19 protein-coding genes and 1 pseudogene are annotated in these 16,706 nt (G+C 55.0%); 7 read left to right on the top strand and 13 right to left on the bottom strand.

Going from position 1 to position 16,706, the window contains the following annotated elements; translation table 11 throughout:
* Positions 1–76: 76 nt before the first annotated feature.
* From AC13E3_RS21660 to AC13E3_RS21630, 7 genes are all read right to left on the bottom strand, one after another.
* On the bottom strand, positions 77–775 hold the full coding sequence (locus tag AC13E3_RS21660) for a Fic family protein (RefSeq protein WP_482902509.1): 699 nt from the start codon (positions 773–775) through the stop codon (positions 77–79).
* 90 nt (positions 776–865) lie between these two features.
* The gene (locus tag AC13E3_RS21655) at positions 866–1,156 is read right to left on the bottom strand and encodes a type II toxin-antitoxin system RelE family toxin (RefSeq protein ID WP_405420639.1); all 291 of its coding nucleotides are present in this window, start codon (positions 1,154–1,156) and stop codon (positions 866–868) included.
* Entirely contained in the window at positions 1,146–1,394 is a 249-nt protein-coding gene (locus AC13E3_RS21650; RefSeq protein WP_405420636.1) for a type II toxin-antitoxin system Phd/YefM family antitoxin, read from the bottom strand. The genes AC13E3_RS21655 and AC13E3_RS21650 overlap by 11 nt, the downstream gene beginning before the upstream one ends.
* 115 nt (positions 1,395–1,509) lie before the next feature.
* A complete protein-coding gene (locus AC13E3_RS21645; protein WP_405420634.1) occupies positions 1,510–4,749 on the bottom strand; it encodes a DEAD/DEAH box helicase in 3,240 nt (1,079 codons plus the stop codon).
* A 117-nt stretch (positions 4,750–4,866) separates the two neighbouring features.
* Positions 4,867–5,520, bottom strand: coding sequence for a transposase (locus tag AC13E3_RS21640; protein WP_405420631.1), 654 nt, complete (start codon positions 5,518–5,520; stop codon positions 4,867–4,869).
* Between the two features lie 150 nt (positions 5,521–5,670).
* Entirely contained in the window at positions 5,671–6,624 is a 954-nt protein-coding gene (locus tag AC13E3_RS21635) for a GGDEF domain-containing protein (RefSeq protein ID WP_405420629.1), read from the bottom strand.
* 3 nt (positions 6,625–6,627) lie between these two features.
* Entirely contained in the window at positions 6,628–7,656 is a 1,029-nt protein-coding gene (locus AC13E3_RS21630; RefSeq protein WP_405420626.1) for a response regulator, read from the bottom strand.
* A 267-nt stretch (positions 7,657–7,923) separates the two neighbouring features.
* On the opposite strand from AC13E3_RS21630, the gene AC13E3_RS21625 reads away from it, so the two are divergent.
* The 5 genes from AC13E3_RS21625 (at position 7,924) to AC13E3_RS21605 (ending at position 11,630) form a co-directional block, all read left to right on the top strand.
* A complete protein-coding gene (locus tag AC13E3_RS21625; protein WP_482902508.1) occupies positions 7,924–8,817 on the top strand; it encodes a hypothetical protein in 894 nt (297 codons plus the stop codon).
* A 61-nt stretch (positions 8,818–8,878) separates the two neighbouring features.
* Positions 8,879–9,031, top strand: a complete 153-nt coding sequence (locus AC13E3_RS21620; protein WP_405420622.1) for a DUF4160 domain-containing protein — start codon at positions 8,879–8,881, stop codon at positions 9,029–9,031.
* Positions 9,032–9,089: 58 nt separating this feature from the next.
* Positions 9,090–9,332: a DUF2442 domain-containing protein gene (locus AC13E3_RS21615; protein WP_405420619.1), complete on the top strand. Its 243-nt coding sequence runs from the start codon at positions 9,090–9,092 to the stop codon at positions 9,330–9,332.
* Between the two features lie 92 nt (positions 9,333–9,424).
* Positions 9,425–10,870 (top strand): exodeoxyribonuclease I, encoded by a 1,446-nt coding sequence (gene sbcB / locus AC13E3_RS21610; RefSeq protein ID WP_405420616.1) that lies wholly within the window; start codon positions 9,425–9,427, stop codon positions 10,868–10,870.
* A 421-nt stretch (positions 10,871–11,291) separates the two neighbouring features.
* On the top strand, positions 11,292–11,630 hold the full coding sequence (locus AC13E3_RS21605; protein ID WP_008171308.1) for an endonuclease domain-containing protein: 339 nt from the start codon (positions 11,292–11,294) through the stop codon (positions 11,628–11,630).
* A gap of 256 nt (positions 11,631–11,886) precedes the next feature.
* Here AC13E3_RS21605 and AC13E3_RS21600 read toward each other — a convergent pair whose 3' ends face one another.
* The 5 genes from AC13E3_RS21600 to AC13E3_RS21580 form a co-directional block, all read right to left on the bottom strand.
* Positions 11,887–12,396: a hypothetical protein gene (locus tag AC13E3_RS21600; RefSeq protein WP_482902507.1), complete on the bottom strand. Its 510-nt coding sequence runs from the start codon at positions 12,394–12,396 to the stop codon at positions 11,887–11,889.
* Entirely contained in the window at positions 12,354–12,980 is a 627-nt protein-coding gene (locus tag AC13E3_RS21595) for a hypothetical protein (RefSeq protein WP_482902506.1), read from the bottom strand. Before AC13E3_RS21595 ends, AC13E3_RS21600 begins: the two co-directional genes overlap by 43 nt.
* Positions 12,938–13,120 (bottom strand): hypothetical protein, encoded by a 183-nt coding sequence (locus tag AC13E3_RS21590; protein ID WP_273073132.1) that lies wholly within the window; start codon positions 13,118–13,120, stop codon positions 12,938–12,940. Before AC13E3_RS21590 ends, AC13E3_RS21595 begins: the two co-directional genes overlap by 43 nt.
* Before the next feature lie 104 nt (positions 13,121–13,224).
* Positions 13,225–13,611: a type II toxin-antitoxin system VapC family toxin gene (locus AC13E3_RS21585; protein ID WP_273082713.1), complete on the bottom strand. Its 387-nt coding sequence runs from the start codon at positions 13,609–13,611 to the stop codon at positions 13,225–13,227.
* 1 nt (position 13,612) lies between these two features.
* Positions 13,613–13,852: a type II toxin-antitoxin system Phd/YefM family antitoxin gene (locus AC13E3_RS21580; RefSeq protein WP_008171314.1), complete on the bottom strand. Its 240-nt coding sequence runs from the start codon at positions 13,850–13,852 to the stop codon at positions 13,613–13,615.
* 291 nt (positions 13,853–14,143) lie between these two features.
* Here AC13E3_RS21580 and AC13E3_RS21575 point away from each other — a divergent pair, with 291 nt between their 5' ends.
* Positions 14,144–15,553 carry a plasmid pRiA4b ORF-3 family protein gene (locus AC13E3_RS21575; protein ID WP_288367928.1) on the top strand — a complete coding sequence of 470 codons (1,410 nt, stop codon included), beginning with the start codon at positions 14,144–14,146 and terminating at the stop codon, positions 15,551–15,553.
* A gap of 80 nt (positions 15,554–15,633) precedes the next feature.
* Positions 15,634–15,906: a type II toxin-antitoxin system ParD family antitoxin gene (locus tag AC13E3_RS21570; protein ID WP_075267572.1), complete on the top strand. Its 273-nt coding sequence runs from the start codon at positions 15,634–15,636 to the stop codon at positions 15,904–15,906.
* Here the strand turns inward: AC13E3_RS21570 and AC13E3_RS21565 are convergent.
* Positions 15,861–16,286 (bottom strand): annotated as a pseudogene (locus AC13E3_RS21565) (tetratricopeptide repeat protein); the annotation flags it as partial. The gene AC13E3_RS21570 and the pseudogene AC13E3_RS21565 overlap by 46 nt on opposite strands.
* Between the last annotated feature and the right edge of the window lie 420 nt (positions 16,287–16,706).

The following is a 16,706-nucleotide window of genomic DNA, read 5'->3' as shown; positions in this document are numbered from 1 at the left end:
GCGCTTAAGTTGGGGGCAGATGAAAATGGGGTCAGAAGAATTTTTCTTCTGACCCCATTTTCATCTGACCTCGATTTCACTCCTTCATGATGCGGATGACTTTTTCGCTGAGGCAGCTGCGCACAAAGCGATTCATGGCCGTTTCATCACCGATTGCATAAAACTCCAGCATCAACTCGTTAAACTCAAGCTGTCTTGAGGCGGGGATATTGATAGCAGGATATCCGTTGTTCAATAAATGGCCATTCATCATGAAGCGGCCCATCCGTTTGTTTACATCATAGAAGAACTGGCATCGGGCCATGGTGAGGAAGAGATGAATGGCCTGATCATAGATGTCCTCAATATCATTCAGGCTCTGGACCATTTCTTCATAAAGTCGGGGAAGCTCGCCAGCGGCGGGAGGTTCATAATCGGTGCCTGCGATAAGCACGGACCCTGAACGGAAGCATCCCCATTCCAGCGCCTCTTCTTTCGCAGCAATGGCATGCAGGCTTTCAGCGCATTCTTTCGTCAACTGGAACTGACTTTCCCGGATCATTTGAAACAGGGCTTTCCAGGTTTCACTCTGGTTGATAGCTATCTGCTGATCGCTTAATTTGTGGCCGCCCACCGTAATGCCCTGCAGCAACGTTTGTATTTCCGGCAGCGTAAAGTTAATTCCCTCCAGACGAACGGCGTCATACACAAAAACAGAAACCTCTCTTTGCGCAATCATCAGGGCTTTGCTTTTGTTCGGCGGCACTGACCAGCAGGTGTCTTCAGCGGCAGTCATATCAGGTCCGAGTTCACTTCATGGGTTCTACGTGTGGGATCAGAATAAAGTAGGTAACTTTCGTTCGTTTCCAACATGCGTTATCAAAATTTACGCTCGATCTTTCGCCTTGCTGTACACATCACCGCGTTCCCGCCGCCCCACGGCCACAACCGTCACTAAAACCTCGCCGTCCTCAACTTGGTAGACCAAACGATATCCAACACTCTTTAACTTGATTTTGTAGCAACCTTGCAGCCCCGACAGAGCGTCAGATGGAACATGAGGTTCATCAAGGCGTTTCGTAAGCTTTTTCTTGAACTGATCTCGAATTGCCGGAGCGAGCTTCTTCCATTCCTTTAGAGCTGATGGTTTGAATGCAAGCGAATACTTAAAGCTCATTGAGATTGACTCGAATACTTGGCTCTGCAAGTCTCTCTTTCACAATTGCTACCATCTCTTGGTCGTCAAGTCGGTCAAGCATGGCTTCGTAGATTTCAGCTGGAACACAGTAGAATGCCGGCTTGTTCCGGTTCAGAACGACGATAGGGAACCCCTCTCCCGAATGCACGGCCGCCATCGGATTCTTTTTGAACTCTGAAATGCTTGCGGTTACTTCAGAATAGATTTGATTAGTCATAACTCTCTCCAAAGACCTTTTAATAGGTCATATTTTGAGGGTGGGCGGGCTTATATGCAAGCAAGAAGATTTTTAAAAAAATGGGGTCAGAAGAAAAGTTCTTCTGACCCCGACTTCACATTTTTTCGAACAGGGTGGCAATCTCGTCGGAGGTGAGGGCGGTGGATAGAGCCTCTTTGTTTCCGTAGAGGCTGTTCGCTAGCTGGCTCTTGCGTTGTTGGAGGTTTTGGATTTTTTCCTCGACGGTGCCTTCACAGATCAGTCGGTATACGAATACTGGTTTGTCCTGTCCAATGCGCCAGGCGCGGTCGGTGGCCTGGTTTTCTACGGCCGGATTCCACCAGGGATCGTAGTGGATCACACAGTCTGCAGCGGTCAGGTTCAGGCCCGTGCCGCCGGCTTTCAAGCTGATCAGGAACAGCGGTTTTTCACCCCTCTGGAATTCTTCAACTGGTTTTTTCCGGTTTTTGGTTTGGCCGGTCAGTTTGGCGTAAGAAGTGCCGCGTTTGTTGAGTTCGTCCTCGATAAGCGCCAGCATGGAGGTGAACTGGGAAAAGACGATGATTCGTCGACCCTCATCGATCAGTTCCGCAAGCATTTCCATCAGGTAGTCCAGTTTTGCCGACTGGCCCTCTGTTGAATGAGTCAGCAGGCGGGGGTGGCAACAGATTTGCCGAAGTTTGAGCAAGGCGTCGAGAATTTCGATCTGGCTGCGTGCCGCGCCTTTATCGGCCATCAGTTTGCGAATGCGTTTATCCATGCTTGCACGCACGGTTTCATAGAGATCCCGCTGGGCCCGGTTGAGCTCGACGGGCTTGATGATTTCGGTTTTTTCTGGCAACTCCGGCGTAACCTGCTCTTTTGTCCTGCGTAACAGAAAGGGTTTTACACGACGTGTGAGCAGGGCCTGTTGTTCGATAGCGCCGTGTTCTTCAATGGGCTTGCGGAAATTTTGCCGGAACTCATCGTGGCTACCGAGATATCCGGGTAATACCAGGTCAAACAACGCCCAGAGTTCGCCCAGGTGATTTTCCATGGGCGTACCCGTCAGCGCAAAGCGGTTGTTGGCTCTGAGTTTACGGGCAGCTCTGGCGACGGCGGTCTGGTGGTTTTTCAGATTCTGGGCTTCGTCGAAGAAAATCTGGCTGTATAGATTGGCTTTGTGCTGTTCGATGTCGCGGGTGAGCAGCGGGTAGCTTGTTATGATTAGATCTTTTTCTTCGATTTGTGCAAACAGTGATTTTCTATTTGCGCCATGGAGAGTCAGCACGCGAAGCTCCGGGGTGAATTTTCTGGTTTCACCCTGCCAGTTCTGTATAACGCTGGTCGGGCAGACAATCAGGGCCGGTCTTTTCAGGCGTCCCGCAGCCTTTTCGACCTGAACGCTTGCCAGCGTTTGCAGGGTTTTGCCAAGCCCCATGTCGTCCGCCAGCACGCCGCCGAGTCCGTTGTGACCAAGGAACTGCAGCCAGTTCAGCCCTGTTTGCTGATAGGGGCGCAGTTGTGCGTTAAGTTCCTGTGCTGGTCTGATTTGTTCAAGGCCGGTGAATCCTGTCAGTCTTTTGCCCAGGGCTTCGAGCTCTTCGCTGTTCTCCCATTCGGCCCGGGTGCGGCCGAGCAGTTGGGCGCTGTCTAGCCGCGACAGCCTGAGGCGGCCTTCAACATCCGGTTTTCCGTAGAGGGTGAACAGGGTTTCGATCATGGGGCGAACGCGGTCGGAGTGCACCCGGATAAGACGTTCATCGTCATGCAGCCACAGGTGCTCAGGCAGTATTAATGCGCCCTCGGTGTCGTACTCACTTTCCCGCTTCAGTCGCTCAAGAGCCGAGGAAAGCAGGGGAATCAGGTTGATGGTCCGGCCCTCATACTCAATGCCTAACTCGACATCAAACCACCCTGGCTCATCCGTCTGTTGGGTGAGGCCATACCATTGATCCGGTTCGATCACTGCCAGATCGAAGGATTCGTCGACCTCAATGAGCCAGCCGCTGGCTTCAAGCATCGGCAGCTCGTAGGCCAGAAAACTGAGCCAATCCCGTTGTGAAGGCAAGGTGAAGTCCATCAGGCTATGAGCGGGGGGCGGATCTTGCCAGTCCCTGGCATGTATGGAGATGTAGATGAACTGATCAAGGTTGCCTGCGAGCTCGAGTTCGGCCTCCTCATCCCGGATGATAAGGACAGGGCCCTGGCTGCTTTCCAGCCGGACAGTCTCACCTTTATCGGTGTAGTGGATTCGGTGATCGCCATAGATGAAAGCCAGCCGGGCGGCCTTTAGTTCCTGATGGCCGGGGAGTACCGTTGAATACAGCTGTAGGACCGGTTTCGGTGTGGTCGTAATGATTTCAGGAAGCACTAGGTCTTCCGGCAGAGGTATTGCAAGTTCCTGCATCAATGGGGTCAATTCAGGTAAGAGCTCTTCAATATGTGCATTGGTCAACGGCGGACATGTCATTAAAAGCTCAAAGGTAGCCGTATCTGTGCCGGTATTAACTATGCCTGCGCTATGATTGAGTGTGTCGATGTACCAGGGCGGATCGGTAGGCGCCAGAACAATGCTGTCTGGAAGCGAAGACAATGCCAGCTGCCAGTGATTATTCGGCAGTGCCATCCATTCAAAGGTGGCGCGCAGGGGGCCACCGCGAGTGAGGGGTGGATTTTCGGTTGATTCCCAGAAAAGACGTCCAGTTTCGATCACAGCATCCAGAAAGCTTGCGCCGGTGTAATCCTCGATTTTCGGTTCTGAATAATACCCGGACGAAAACGCTGAGATCCAGGTGAGAGGCGCTATGTCGGATTTGCGCAAATATTTTGGCCGCTCGTAATCCAGCTGGGCGCGGTGCCATGGCGAGCAAGGATTGCCGCGTCCAAGGCTACCGTCTTTTCGGGGCCTGGCTTTTCTCACAGACACGGAAAGAGCTTCAAACGCCCGTGGTGGTTTGAGTACGTAGACCAGGCATTCTGACGACGCGACGTTCGCCTTGTCGGTCCGGTCGCGAACCTTGGCAAACCAACGCTTCGTTTGCTCCTGCGCCCGAACGTTCTGCAGGTGATTCTGACTTTCCGCTTCAAGCCTGAAATTCGCGGCAAGCAACACTGCTACTGAATGTTTGCAGAAGAATTGAACCGGGCAGCTGCATTGTGTGCGCAGGTCGAAGGGATAATGAGGGTCGATCCAGACCCGGGTTTGATAGGGCCGCCGCTCACTGCCGGCAACTGTGCCTGTCAGCAAGCGTATGCTCATGCCCTCGAACTGACTACTGAAAGCATCGACCCGACCTTCATTAAAATACTGGCGCCCCCGTTGAACAACGGTTTCACCATAAATCTGGGTGAGGTGCGTGTGGGATATGAGCATGGAGCGCTTCTGCCTAAAAGCCCGGAGGTTAATGGAACTTGGGGTCAGATGAAAACGGGGTCAGAAGAAAAATTCTTCTGACCCCGTTTTCATCTGACCCCAAATTGATCCTGGTTCTCAGTCGACAATGCTGCACCTTGCTTGAAGTTCGCTTTTGAACTTTGCAGAGCCCAGCGTCTTTCCGCTTCTGGCGGCTTTGCGGATCTCGTCTTTGAGGTAATCGGGCATAGGCCGGGCGAAGAGTTTTAGGTATCTGTGCCTTCGCTCATGCGAATCTTTGCCAAGGGCCAGGTATAGTGGGTGAGGTGTGTGCATTTCGCTGGTTTTCCCGAGCGCATGGCACTGGTAACTCGACCACCAGTAATCCTCGGGATTGGCGACCATTCTAGCGCTAACCGGATTCATCTCGATATAGCGCTGACAGCCGAGCAGGTAATTTTCGGAATCAATGAGGCATGATCGGAACCGACCTTCCCACAGGCCACCTGTTCTGTCGTGTCGACGGTTAAAGTAGCGTACGTATCGACGACCGAGTGACTGCATAAAGGCCGATATGCCGTTCTCTTTTGAGGGTGTCGCTAGCAGATGCACATGGTTTGTCATCAGAACCCAGCCATGAAGGGCGACACCATGTTCTTCGGAATATTGCTCCATCAAGCGGCAATAAAAAGCGAAATCCACTCGACCTTTGAAGGTTGGCTGACGGTTATTCCCCCTTTGGATAATGTGTTGGGGTACGCCGGGAGGGCAGAATCTGATAGTTCTGGGCATAGCATCACGTCCTTGTGACAGTTTTGGTTTATGTTGGAACCCTATCGCGGTGCTGCCTCGTCTTCCATGACGGAGTGCACGAACTCGGGGTCAGATGAAATTGGGGTCAGAAGAACTTTTCTTCTGACCCCAATTTCATCTGACCCCAACTTAAGCCACTACAACCTGGTTTCGCCCGCCTTTTTTTGCTGCATACAACGCCTCATCCGCCTTCTGCATCCACTGCATATAGTTCTCAGGCTCTTCGGTTAGCTGGGCTATGCCAATGCTGATGGTATAACGGATCGGCGCTACGCTGGTTTCCACCTCACTCTGTTCAATGCTTTCCCGTATCCGCTCGCAGATAATGCGTGCGCCCTCGGCGTCGGTTTCCGGCAGTATGATGCCGAATTCCTCACCACCGTAGCGGCCGGCGCTGTCGGATTGGCGGATGGCGGCACGGGTGACGCTGGCGGTGTGTTTGATCACTTCGTCCCCGGCCAGGTGGCCATGGGTGTCGTTCACCGGCTTGAAGTGGTCGATATCGAACATCACCAGGCTGGTGGTGTGCCCGTAGCGGCGGAAACGTTCGAACTCGGCGTCGACCAGGTTTTCCCAGGTGCCACGGTTGAGCAGGCCGGTGAGGCGGTCTGTCATGCTCAGCTTGGCCAGCTGCTCGTTGGCCCGTTCCAGCGCCATTTTGCTGCTGGCGATGTCGGTTACGTCGTACACCATCAGGCACACTTTCTCGACCTCGCCTGTTGTGCCGGAGAGCGGGCTGATGGTCAGGTTCTGGAACATGTATTGTTCGGTGCCAGTAATAGGCCGGGTATTGCGGAACTGGAACAGGTAAGGGCGCTGCTCCCACGAAGTAAACGCCTTGGTGTTGAGCAAGGCCACAGCATCGACTTTGCGAGTCAGCCAGGCCTGGGGGATATCAGGGAATACATCGAACAATACCTGGCCCTGGATCTTGCTTGCCGTGATGCCGCTGTGGTTTTCCATGAATCCGTTCCAGACTTCGACTCTGAAATCCAGATCCAGGACCACCAGGCCCACTTCCACGGATTCCAGCATGTCCATCAGCCAGTGAAAGGAGTTGGCTTCGGATTCTTCTATGGCCATGAGTCAGTCCACCAGATATTGCAGGCGATCTTCGAGAAAAGGCACTGAATCCTCGGTTAGAAGGATCAGCATGTCGCATTCGATGTCGCGGTCTTCCAGGGTGTAGCAGATTTCGATGCACAACAGCTGCTCTTCACGGGCGCTGTGGTGTTCCAGCAGTTCGTAGATTTGCCGGTGCTGGCCGAGCACGGTGGGGTGGCCCAGGCCGAGTTTCAGGTCCAACTGGTCGCCGATGCCCTTGAGAAAAGCGCCGAATAGTATGCTGGACATGTCCATCAGCACCTCCACATTCACCGCTTCGCCCTCAAGGGTGTCGTAGTGAAGCATCTCTGCCATGTCCCGGAAGCTGGCGTCGGCGAACAGCAGCAGTGCCTCCCCGGCAATACCGGCTCCTGTGAACCCCTGGCACACGGCGGAATAGGTGTTGCTGTCGCTGACCGAGGAAATGGCCATGTGCAGTTCGGAGTTGGCCAGGAAGGCTACCTTGGGAATCGGCTGTTTGACGAACACGCGCAACAGGCGGGCCAGCAGATCCGAGGACCGGCCCATGGCGACGTTGGAGATTTCCTGCAGATAGTCGTTCAGGGAAACGGAGATTTCCGGGGCGGTACTGCCTGTGCTTTTCAGGCTGCTGTCATTGAGCGCGGAGTCTTCGAGTTCGCAAGGCCGGTACAGGCCGTATTCCACCAGCAGATCAAGGACGATGCACGTTTCTGTCGGTTTCTTGATGAAGTCGAGGGCGCCGAGTTTTTTTACCCGTTCCCGTGCTTCCGGCTGGATATCGCCGGAAACCACGATGGTCATCACCGGAAGGTCTTCCTTGCGAACCTGTTCCAGCACCTGATAGCCGTCCATCTCAGGCATGTTCAGGTCGAGGAACATCAGCTCGGCCTCGTGCCGGCGCAATTTCTCCAGTGCTTCCACGCCGTCTTTTGCGAAGCTGACATCGCCACGCAATCCTTCTGGCAGGGCTCGGGCCATTTGCTTTCTGGCAAGGGCAGAGTCGTCGCAGATGAGTATGCGGGTGGTCATTGATGGGGCCGTAGAGGGTTCGTCATAGGGTGCGAAAGTATACCAGCAGTCTTCTTTGTGTACACGTTTGCTACAGCATTCGTAACATTCGGTAAGAGGCTGTAAGTATAATAGGCCAAAGGTTTTGTGACTGTATTCAAAGTTGGCTGAGTATTACTGAATTGTAAACGGTGATTGTGACTCTGCTCACTCTATTGGCCGATCTGCCTTGGTTATAGTGTGCCTGCGGCAAATAAAATAATAATGGTTCTTCAGAGACACAAAACTATGAGACAGCGAGCGTATGGATACGCTGCCGTCACCCTGTTCTGCCTGGGTATTGCGCCCGTTGCCCAGGCCGAGCTGAAGCCCATTTCTGAGGAAACAATGGGTGAGGTGACCGGGCAGGCTTTTATGCAGATTGAGAACATTGACGGCGGTGTTGACGGTCATCAGTTCACCCGAATGACTTTGGGCATGGACGTCGAGACCCGGGTCAACATTGATGATGTGAAGGCCGGTGAAATTGACGGTGGCGTAGACTTTGCCGCCCAGCACTTGGCGCTGGGACATATTGCCCGCAATGATGGGGTTCAATATAACGGCCGCACTTACAACAAAGGCGATACGGTTCATTTTGAGGCGTTTAAGCCTTATATCGAACTGGCAAATGACGCTAACGATGAGCTGGCCGGTTTCAGGATGGGCTTCGGGCAGGCGAGAGGTTCGGTTTCTTCGCTGACTAGCAGTTTCAGTGGCAACATCGGCCTGAAACTCGATGATGGGTCCGGCACGATATACGACGCCACGTTGATGGATCAAAACGGCCAGGCAACTCCACGAAGAGCCACTCATATTGGTATTGTCGACCCCGCAGCAGCTCCCGCCGATTGCACCGGAGCTCCCGCCACAAACTGTGCTCCGCTGACTCACCTCCAGTCCCTAGTTGTGGGTGACGAGAACGCTGAGGGCACCACGGGGTTCACCAACGATTTCTTTGTTGGTTTCCAGCGCGAGGGTGTTGATTGGCAAAGCCCGGACGGCGCCACCGTGATCAACGCTGGCCAGGGTGTGTTCATCAACCTGCCCACCAGCATGACTGTTGAGATGAGTAAATTGATCAACCAGGGCGTGGAGCGGTTGCAAACCCACCGCAATGACATGGGTAAGCAGCTCTTTTAAGGTGGTCCTCATTTTTGCTCCCGAATAAAACTTTTTGGCTCATGGGATCAGGGAGTGATCGGTGCCAACCCTTCTTTACCTGACTGGCTTCAAGCTCTTCTTTTACGCCAACGATCACTGGCCTGCGCACGTCCATGTACTTAAAGGCGAGCGATGGGCTAAAATCCAGTTAAGTGATTTAAAGGTGGTGCACAGCTCACTGAAACAGCAGTAGCTGCGAGCCTGCCTTGGAATTGTTGAAAGCCATCGGTCGGAGTTTCTGGAGCGTTGGAATGCCTGGTTTGAAAGGTAAATCCGTTCATATAGACGATCGCCATCTCCATGTAGAACTGGAGGACGGCCGCGTGATATCGACACCTATCCATTGGTATCCAGAGCTGGAGCGCGCTTCGATTGAGGAATTTCGCAAGTATCGTTTCATTTGCGATGCAACAGGCATCGAGTGGGAAGATATCGACTATCACCTGAGCATTGAGGCGATGTTGTCGGTCGACGCCCGGCAAACTGCTGCCTGATTCTCCCGCCCTCTGAAATTGGGGTCAGATGAAAAGTTCATCTGACCCCAATTTCATCTGACCCCGATTTCGCGAACGCAGGAGCTTCTGTTTTGATTCGCTCGTTTTACTGGCACGATTACGAAACCTTCGGGGTAGACCCGGTTCACGACAGGCCTTCCCAGTTTGCCGGTGTGCGAACGGATGCGGATCTCAACATCATCGAAGACCCGCTGGTGATTTACTGCAAGCCGGCGGATGATTACCTGCCATCGCCGGAGGCCTGCCTGATTACCGGCATTACGCCCCAGAAAGCCCTGCAAGACGGTTTTCCCGAGGCGGAGTTTATCGCCCAGATTAATGAAGCCTTCAGCCAGCCGGGCACCTGTGTGGTGGGCTACAACAGCCTGCGTTTCGACGACGAAGTGACCCGCCATACCCTGTACCGCAACCTGCGTGATCCCTACGCCCGCGAATGGCAGAACGGCAATTCCCGCTGGGACATCATTGATATGGTGCGCCTGACCTACGCCCTGCGCCCGGAGGGTATCAACTGGCCCCGGAAGGAAGATGGCAGCCCCAGTTTCAAGCTGGAGGAGCTGACCGTTGCCAACGGCATCGCCCACGAAGCGGCCCACGACGCCGTGTCGGATGTTGAGGCAACCATTGCGGTAGCCAGACTGATCAAGGAGAAACAGCCAAAGCTCTTTGATTTTGTGCTGCAGAACAAGGACAAACACTCGGCACGGGCCATGCTGGATACGGCCACTATGAAGCCGGTGTTCCACGTGTCCGCCAAGTACCCAGCGAGCCGGGGTTGCTGTGCCCTGGTCGCACCCGTAGCCGAGCATTCCACAAATAAGAACCAGGTGATTGTCTACGACCTGCGTGAAGACCCCGGCGAGCTGATCAACGCCAGTGCTGAACAGATTCGTGAGCGGGTATTTACTTCCCAGGCGGAATTGGGGGAGGGGGTGAGCCGCTTTCCGCTGAAAGGGGTGCAGCTGAACAAATGCCCGGTGCTGGCGCCAGCGAACATGCTTTCCACCCTTTCACAGGAACGCCTGGAAGAACTGGCCTTGGATGGTGATACTTTGCGGGCCAACCTGGCCATGCTGCGCAAGGCTCCGGATCTACCAGCCAGGATTGCCGAGGCCTTCGACCAGCCCCACGAAAGCGACCTCACAGACCCGGACGAACAGCTCTATGCTGGCGGTTTTATCAGCAAAACCGACCGCGAGAAGCTGAACTGGGTGCTGGAGCAGCCGGTGGAAACACTCGGCGAGCTGGATGTGACCTTTGAAGATGATCGCCTGCAGGAGCTGCTGTTTCGCTATCGGGCCAGGAATTATCCGGGCAGCCTGATGGGTGAGGAGCTGGAGCGATGGGAGGAGTTTCGCAGCCAGAGGCTAATGCACCCGAAGAAGGGCTGGCGGTCTTTGGAGGCTTATGCCCAGGAGTTACAGCGTCTGGCGGCGGACCCGGAACTGACGCCGGAGCGGCGGCATATCCTGGAGGATTTGCATTTGTATGGGGAATCTTTGATTCCTTATATCTGAGGATAAAGATGTTGGCTCCGTTGGAGCCGCCGTAAGGGCTTGCCCCCCCCTCTCCCCAACCCCTCTCCCGCGAGGGGAGAGGGGCTAAATGGAGTTGCCTGGAGATTTGATTAAGAATCTCGCCTCTGTGCTGGCCTGCGAGTTGGGCAAGGCAGAGTCATCCGGAGAATTTGATCCAAAAGCCCCCTCTCCCGCGAGGGGAGAGGGGCTAAATGGAGTTGCTCGGAGATTTGATTAAGAATCTCGCCTCTGTGCTGGCCTGCGAGTTGGGCAAGGCAGAGTCATCCGGAGAATTTGATCCAAAAGCCCCCCTCTCCCCTTTGTGGGAGAGGGGCCGGGGGAGAGGGGGGGGCTACCGAAGAGGGGCTATTGTGTCTCCGCAAAACGGGCAGGAAGCCCACCACAAACCCAGGGACGAACCATGAACCAAACAACCTTCGCCAAACACCTCCGCAAAAATATGACCGACGCCGAAAGGCGCCTCTGGTTCCACCTCCGTGCCTACCGACTCAATGGAAAACGCTTCCGCCGACAGCAACCGTTGGGACCCTTTATTGTGGATTTCGTGCATTTCGGTTCAAAAGTCATCGTTGAGGCTGATGGTGGGCAGCACAGTGAGTCAGCAACTGACGAACGAAGAGACGCTTGGTTGAAAGCGCAGGGTTACAGGGTGCTTCGGTTCTGGAACCACGAGATTCTACGACAGACCGATGTGGTGCTCTCGGTTATTTACAAAGCAGTTGAAGGCCGAGGGGAATGAAGGAGTAACAATTTAACCACCCCCTCTACCGCAAGGGCTCGGGCTGCAGTACTTTTGCTGGGCAAAGCCTTCTCCGCGAGGGACTGGGGGTGCAGGACTTCTGTTAGTAAAGCCCCTCTCCCGCCAGGGGAGGGGGCTTTGATGGTGTTGTCCTCATTTCTGTACCCCTAATCTCCCCTCTCCCCTGGCGGGAGATGGGTCGGGGGAGAGGGGGAGAGGCGGAGAGGCGGAAGCGTCCTGGCCTCCACAATCCAAATCACCGCCGCTTCAAAAAATAAACACTCAAATTCTGCCCCATCAAACTCTGCACCTCACTGCCCAGTGCCTCCGCCTGAATTTGCTTCTGCACCGGTCCGGTTGCCAGGCTATGGCCATCCACATCCCGTGCTTTCACGAGCTTCCATTCCACCTCATTACTCGCCATAGCCATCAACTCTTTCAGCTGGGCGGTATCCTGCGGCCGGAACCATCTGTCGCGGCAGCCGCCGAGGCTGTAGAAATCGGCGTCGGCGGTCAGGTCCTGCCAGGCAGTATCGTTTCGGTTGGCGAGAACCATCCGGCGGAGCTGGCGCAGCGTCTGACGGGTGGGTTGGAGCTTATGCTCGCTGACCAGTTTACGAATCTGTTTGTCGCCGGACGTTTGCTCGGCAATGGCGGTGTGCATGTGCACTACAGCGCCGGAGCCGGTGGCTTGATTAACCAGGGCCGCCAGAGACAGGGTGGTCATGGCCGGGGAGGGCAGTCGACCGACTTCGATCCAGTGCACCTGTTGGCCATCAATGTTTTAAGGCTGCTTTCGGTGCGGTAGGCCAACCGAGACCAGGACGGCCATGCCTGGGGAGCATCGGTCTTATCCAGACAGAGTTCCTCGGCCTTCTCATCGAAATTCTGTTTGATGGCCTCTTCTTCGGCCCGATCGTAATAGCTGGCGGCCAGAACGGGCTGCAATTCCAGGGGCCAGTCCACGAGGTTCCATTGGCCAAGTTGCACTGCGAAGGGCTGGTGGAAGAGAGCGCCGTACATGGCGCTGGTCATCAGTGAGCCGATGAGTCCGTCCTGTTCCTCGCCAAGGACAAACTGGGCCTGGATGCTGTCGTTGATGGCAGAGACCAGCCGTTCTTCATCGTCTTCAACTGCCAGGGCATAGCCGGTTCTGTCCGCATACTGGGCAATGGCCAGCGTCAGGCGCTGGAGTTCGTCCCGAAGTTCAACGGTTTGTGCGACTTCGGCGATGATCGCCCGACGCAGCAGGGTAACCAGCTCTTCCATCGCAGGATTGGGCATCAGGGTTTTCTGGGGGGCAAGGATCAGCAGTTCGTCTTCGCTGGCGGCTTCAGATAGCCCCGACATTCCTGCCGGGCCTTCAGCCGCTGGATATGGCTGAGACCGTTGCTGTTGGACTCCCCATAGGCAAGGTTGGCCTGCAGGAGCAGGCGCGCAACCTGGGCCTGCTGGGATTGGGAAACCTGGACTTGATGCTTGGCTTGCATGGGACACCTCGTGATAACAGCCGCAATCCGGAGCGGCAAAGGTCTGCAGTTTTTGACGGTTTGCCGTGCTTTGAGGGAGGTGTTGCGAAAGGTGTGCCAGTTCTCTAAATCAACCGAACAGGCCCCGGATAGCGTGCAACCAGCTCATCGGAGGTAAGTAGCAAGAAACCTTCTGTCTCTGCCTGGGCGACCAGAATCCGGTCGAAAGGATCCTTGTGTATGTCCGGAAGGTGGCTTACGGCAAGTGCGTGCTGCGACGATATCGGCAATTCCAGGTAGCCGTTATCCATAAGGCCACGCCTCAGTAGATGCGGATCAACGTGAAAATCCGGTCGGCCCAGCCCATTCTTGATAACCACTTCCCAAAGACTTGCGGCGCTGAAATACAGGCGGTTACTTTCGTTGCTGATCAGGGTTGCCGCCTCGGGTGACAGCTTATCCGGCTCGGCCGCTGCCCATAGCAGAATGTGGGTATCCAGAAGCAGGTTCACCTCAGCCTCCGAACATTTCAACTATTTCGTCCTGGCCCATCCGGTCAAAATCTTCCGGCACCGTGAATTCACCTGCCATGAAGCCAATCCGTTTTTGCTGGCTTTGTTCGGGGGAATCGTAAGCCATTACCCGGGCAACCGGCTTTCCCGCTTTGGCGATGATGAATGCCTCGCCCTTGGCGGCACGGGCCACCAGTTGTGACAGGCGGGTTTTTGCTTCGTGCATGTTGACGGATTCCATTTTTCCTCCATAGACTTAGTTCTTTGAACTTAGTCTATCACTGGCGAGGTAGTTGGGCTACCTTCCGGCGCATTTCTGATTAGGCAATGCCGCAACAAGGTAGAGTGCCGGGAAGGTGTGGGTTAGACTTTTGGGAAAGCGACTTATTTATAAGGGAGCGGGAATGGCTAAATCCGGATTGCCAGGTGTCCTGAGGGATCGACACGGAGAACTGAACCAGCTTTGCCGTAAGTACAATGATTGCGTTTAGAAATGTGCTCATGAAGTGGACCCCAAACTACCGGAGCCCTTATGCCCCCGCCAGCCAACAAAGCCTACCAACTCAAAGTATCACTTCTCGGCGCCCGGCCGCCGATCTGGCGCCGGTTGCTGATTGCGCCGGATACCACGTTTCAGGATCTTCACCGGATTATCCAGTTGGCGATGGGCTGGCAGGCCTGTCATCTGCATATGTTTCAGGCGGGTGATGACCGGTTGATTGGTGATCCGGCGGAGGATTTCGATGGCATGCTGAATTTTCAGGATGAAACCATGGTGGCGGTGTCTGCTGTGCTCAACAAGGAAGGGCAGGCTCTGACGTATGACTATGATTTCGGCGACAGCTGGGAGCATGAGGTACGGCTTGAAAAGGTCCTGCCGGGCGATCAGGGCGAGCCGTTGCCCCGCTGCATAAAAGCCGTGCGCCAGTGCCCGCCAGAGGATGTCGGTGGCTTGCCCGGATTCTACGATTTTCTGGAAGCCATGGAAGATGCCGCTCATCCGGAGCATGTGGCAGTGCGCGAGTGGATGGGTGGCGAATGGTTCGAGCCGGAGTTTGTGGATCTTGATGACATCAACCAGGCGCTCGCCGAGCGGGATGCCCTGTTTTCCGAAACCGAATCCGAACCCGATATCCCGCCGGCCAGAGACTTCTTCGGCCTTAGCCCCAGCCAGGTTTATGAGCTGCTGCAGAACCCACTGAATTGCCCCTCTGTGTTCAAGCCGCTGATCGATGCCGAAGCCGTAAACCGCGAACTCGACACCGCGCCGGTCATCCGGATGGCGAAAGTTCTGGTTGAGGCCATGAAAGGCAAGGGCATCCGCCTCACCGGCAAGGGCAACCTGCCTCTCAAACAGGTCAAGGCCATGATTGAAGCCGGTGGAGAAGAGATTGTGGCACCGATGGCGAGATATTCTCCGATTCGCTCCGAGGAGCACATTCTGGCCGTGATTCTCACCCGCGTGTTGCTGGAAATTGCCGGCTATACCAAAAAGCAGAAAGGTGTACTTTCACTCAAAAAAACCGCCGAAACCAGGCTTGAGAAAAAAGGCTGGTTAATGGTTTACAGGGATCTGCTCTCCACCGCGTTCTCGCGGCTCAGCTGGGCTTCCATGGACCACTACGATGGCCTGGATGAAATACAGTACACCGCACCATTCTGCTTCTGGCTGCTGTCAGAGAAAGGCGAGCAGTGGCGCCCGGTGGACGACTACCTGGAGGACATGCTCAAGGCCTTTCCCCGGCTGCCGCTTGCCGCCTACCCGGTGGTCTACATGAGCGATGAGGAGCAGGCACGATCTGCGATGCGCTCAAGAATGTTGACGCTGTACCAGCTACTTGGCCTGATCGAGCTGGATCCTGAGCATGCACGGTTGCGGAGTGAGGGTGAGCAGATGATGCGGCGGACGGCGTTGTTTGAGGGGCTATTTACCAGAGTATAAGTTTCGGGGCTGGCTCCAAAGTAGTGGCGGTGCATTCTTTGGCAACTTTTGCCATTATCTGACCATTAGAGGGCTTAATTATGGCAACGATGAATATATCCCTGCCCGATGCGATGAAAACCTGGGCAGAGCAACAGGCCGAATCTGGTAGGTATTCCAATACCAGCGATTATGTTCGTGATCTTATTCGTAAAGATCAGGACCGGCGACACAAAATCGACCAGTTACAAAGTCTCGTTACAGCGGGAATTGCCAGTGGCAAAGGGACTTGTTCAATGGATGAACTGAGAGTTTCTGCAAAGAAACCAGCCAGGGATTCATCCACCGCGATCACTTCCACATCGTCCAGATAGCTGGCCAGTTCCATGGCCCGCTGGCCGGACTGGGCGCCGCAGACCATGATGCGCAGAGTGGCCGGGAGATTGTCGGTGTCCAGCCCCAGTTCGGTGACCACCGCGGCCTTCTCATCGAAATTCTGTTTGATCGCCTCTTCTTCTGCCCGATCGTAATAGCTGGCGGCCAGAACTGGCTGCAATGCCAGAGGCCAGTCCACCAGGTTCCACTGGCCAAGTTGTACCGCGAATGGCTGGTGGAAAAGGGCGCCATACATCGCGCTGGTCATCAGTGAGCCGATGAGCCCGTCCTTTTCCTCACCAAGGGCAAACATCGCAGGATTGGGCATCAGGGTTTTCTGGAGGGCAAGGATCAGCAAATCGTTTTCACTGGCGGCTTCAGATAGCCCCGGCATTCCTGCCGGGCCCTCAGCCGCTGGATATGGCTGAGGCCATTGCTGTTGGCCTCCCCATAGGCAAGATTGGTCTGCAAACTCCACCGTCCATAGTCGAGCCATCGGGTGATCGGCCTGCCAAGGCTGCGGTAAGTTTTGTCCTCAGTCTACCTGGACCAGCCGCACAGGCCCCGGGTGCGCGCCACCAGCTCATTCGAGGTAAGTAGCAAGAAGCCCTCAGTCTCCAGAGGCTGGCAGCACTGAAAAACAGGCGGTTATCTTCATTGCCGATCAGCTCTGTCGCCCGAGGGGATAACTTGGAGGGCTCACCTTTGGCTGCACGGGCAACCAGTTGCTGCAAGCGGGTTTTCGCTTCCTGCAAATTGACAGATTTCATGATTGACCTGACCGGCCATCTAAACTTGT

The organism is Marinobacter sp. L-80, assembly GCF_056859395.1.
The sequence above is the reverse complement of the archived record's forward strand: the minus strand, read 5'-3'. Positions and strand labels throughout refer to the sequence as shown.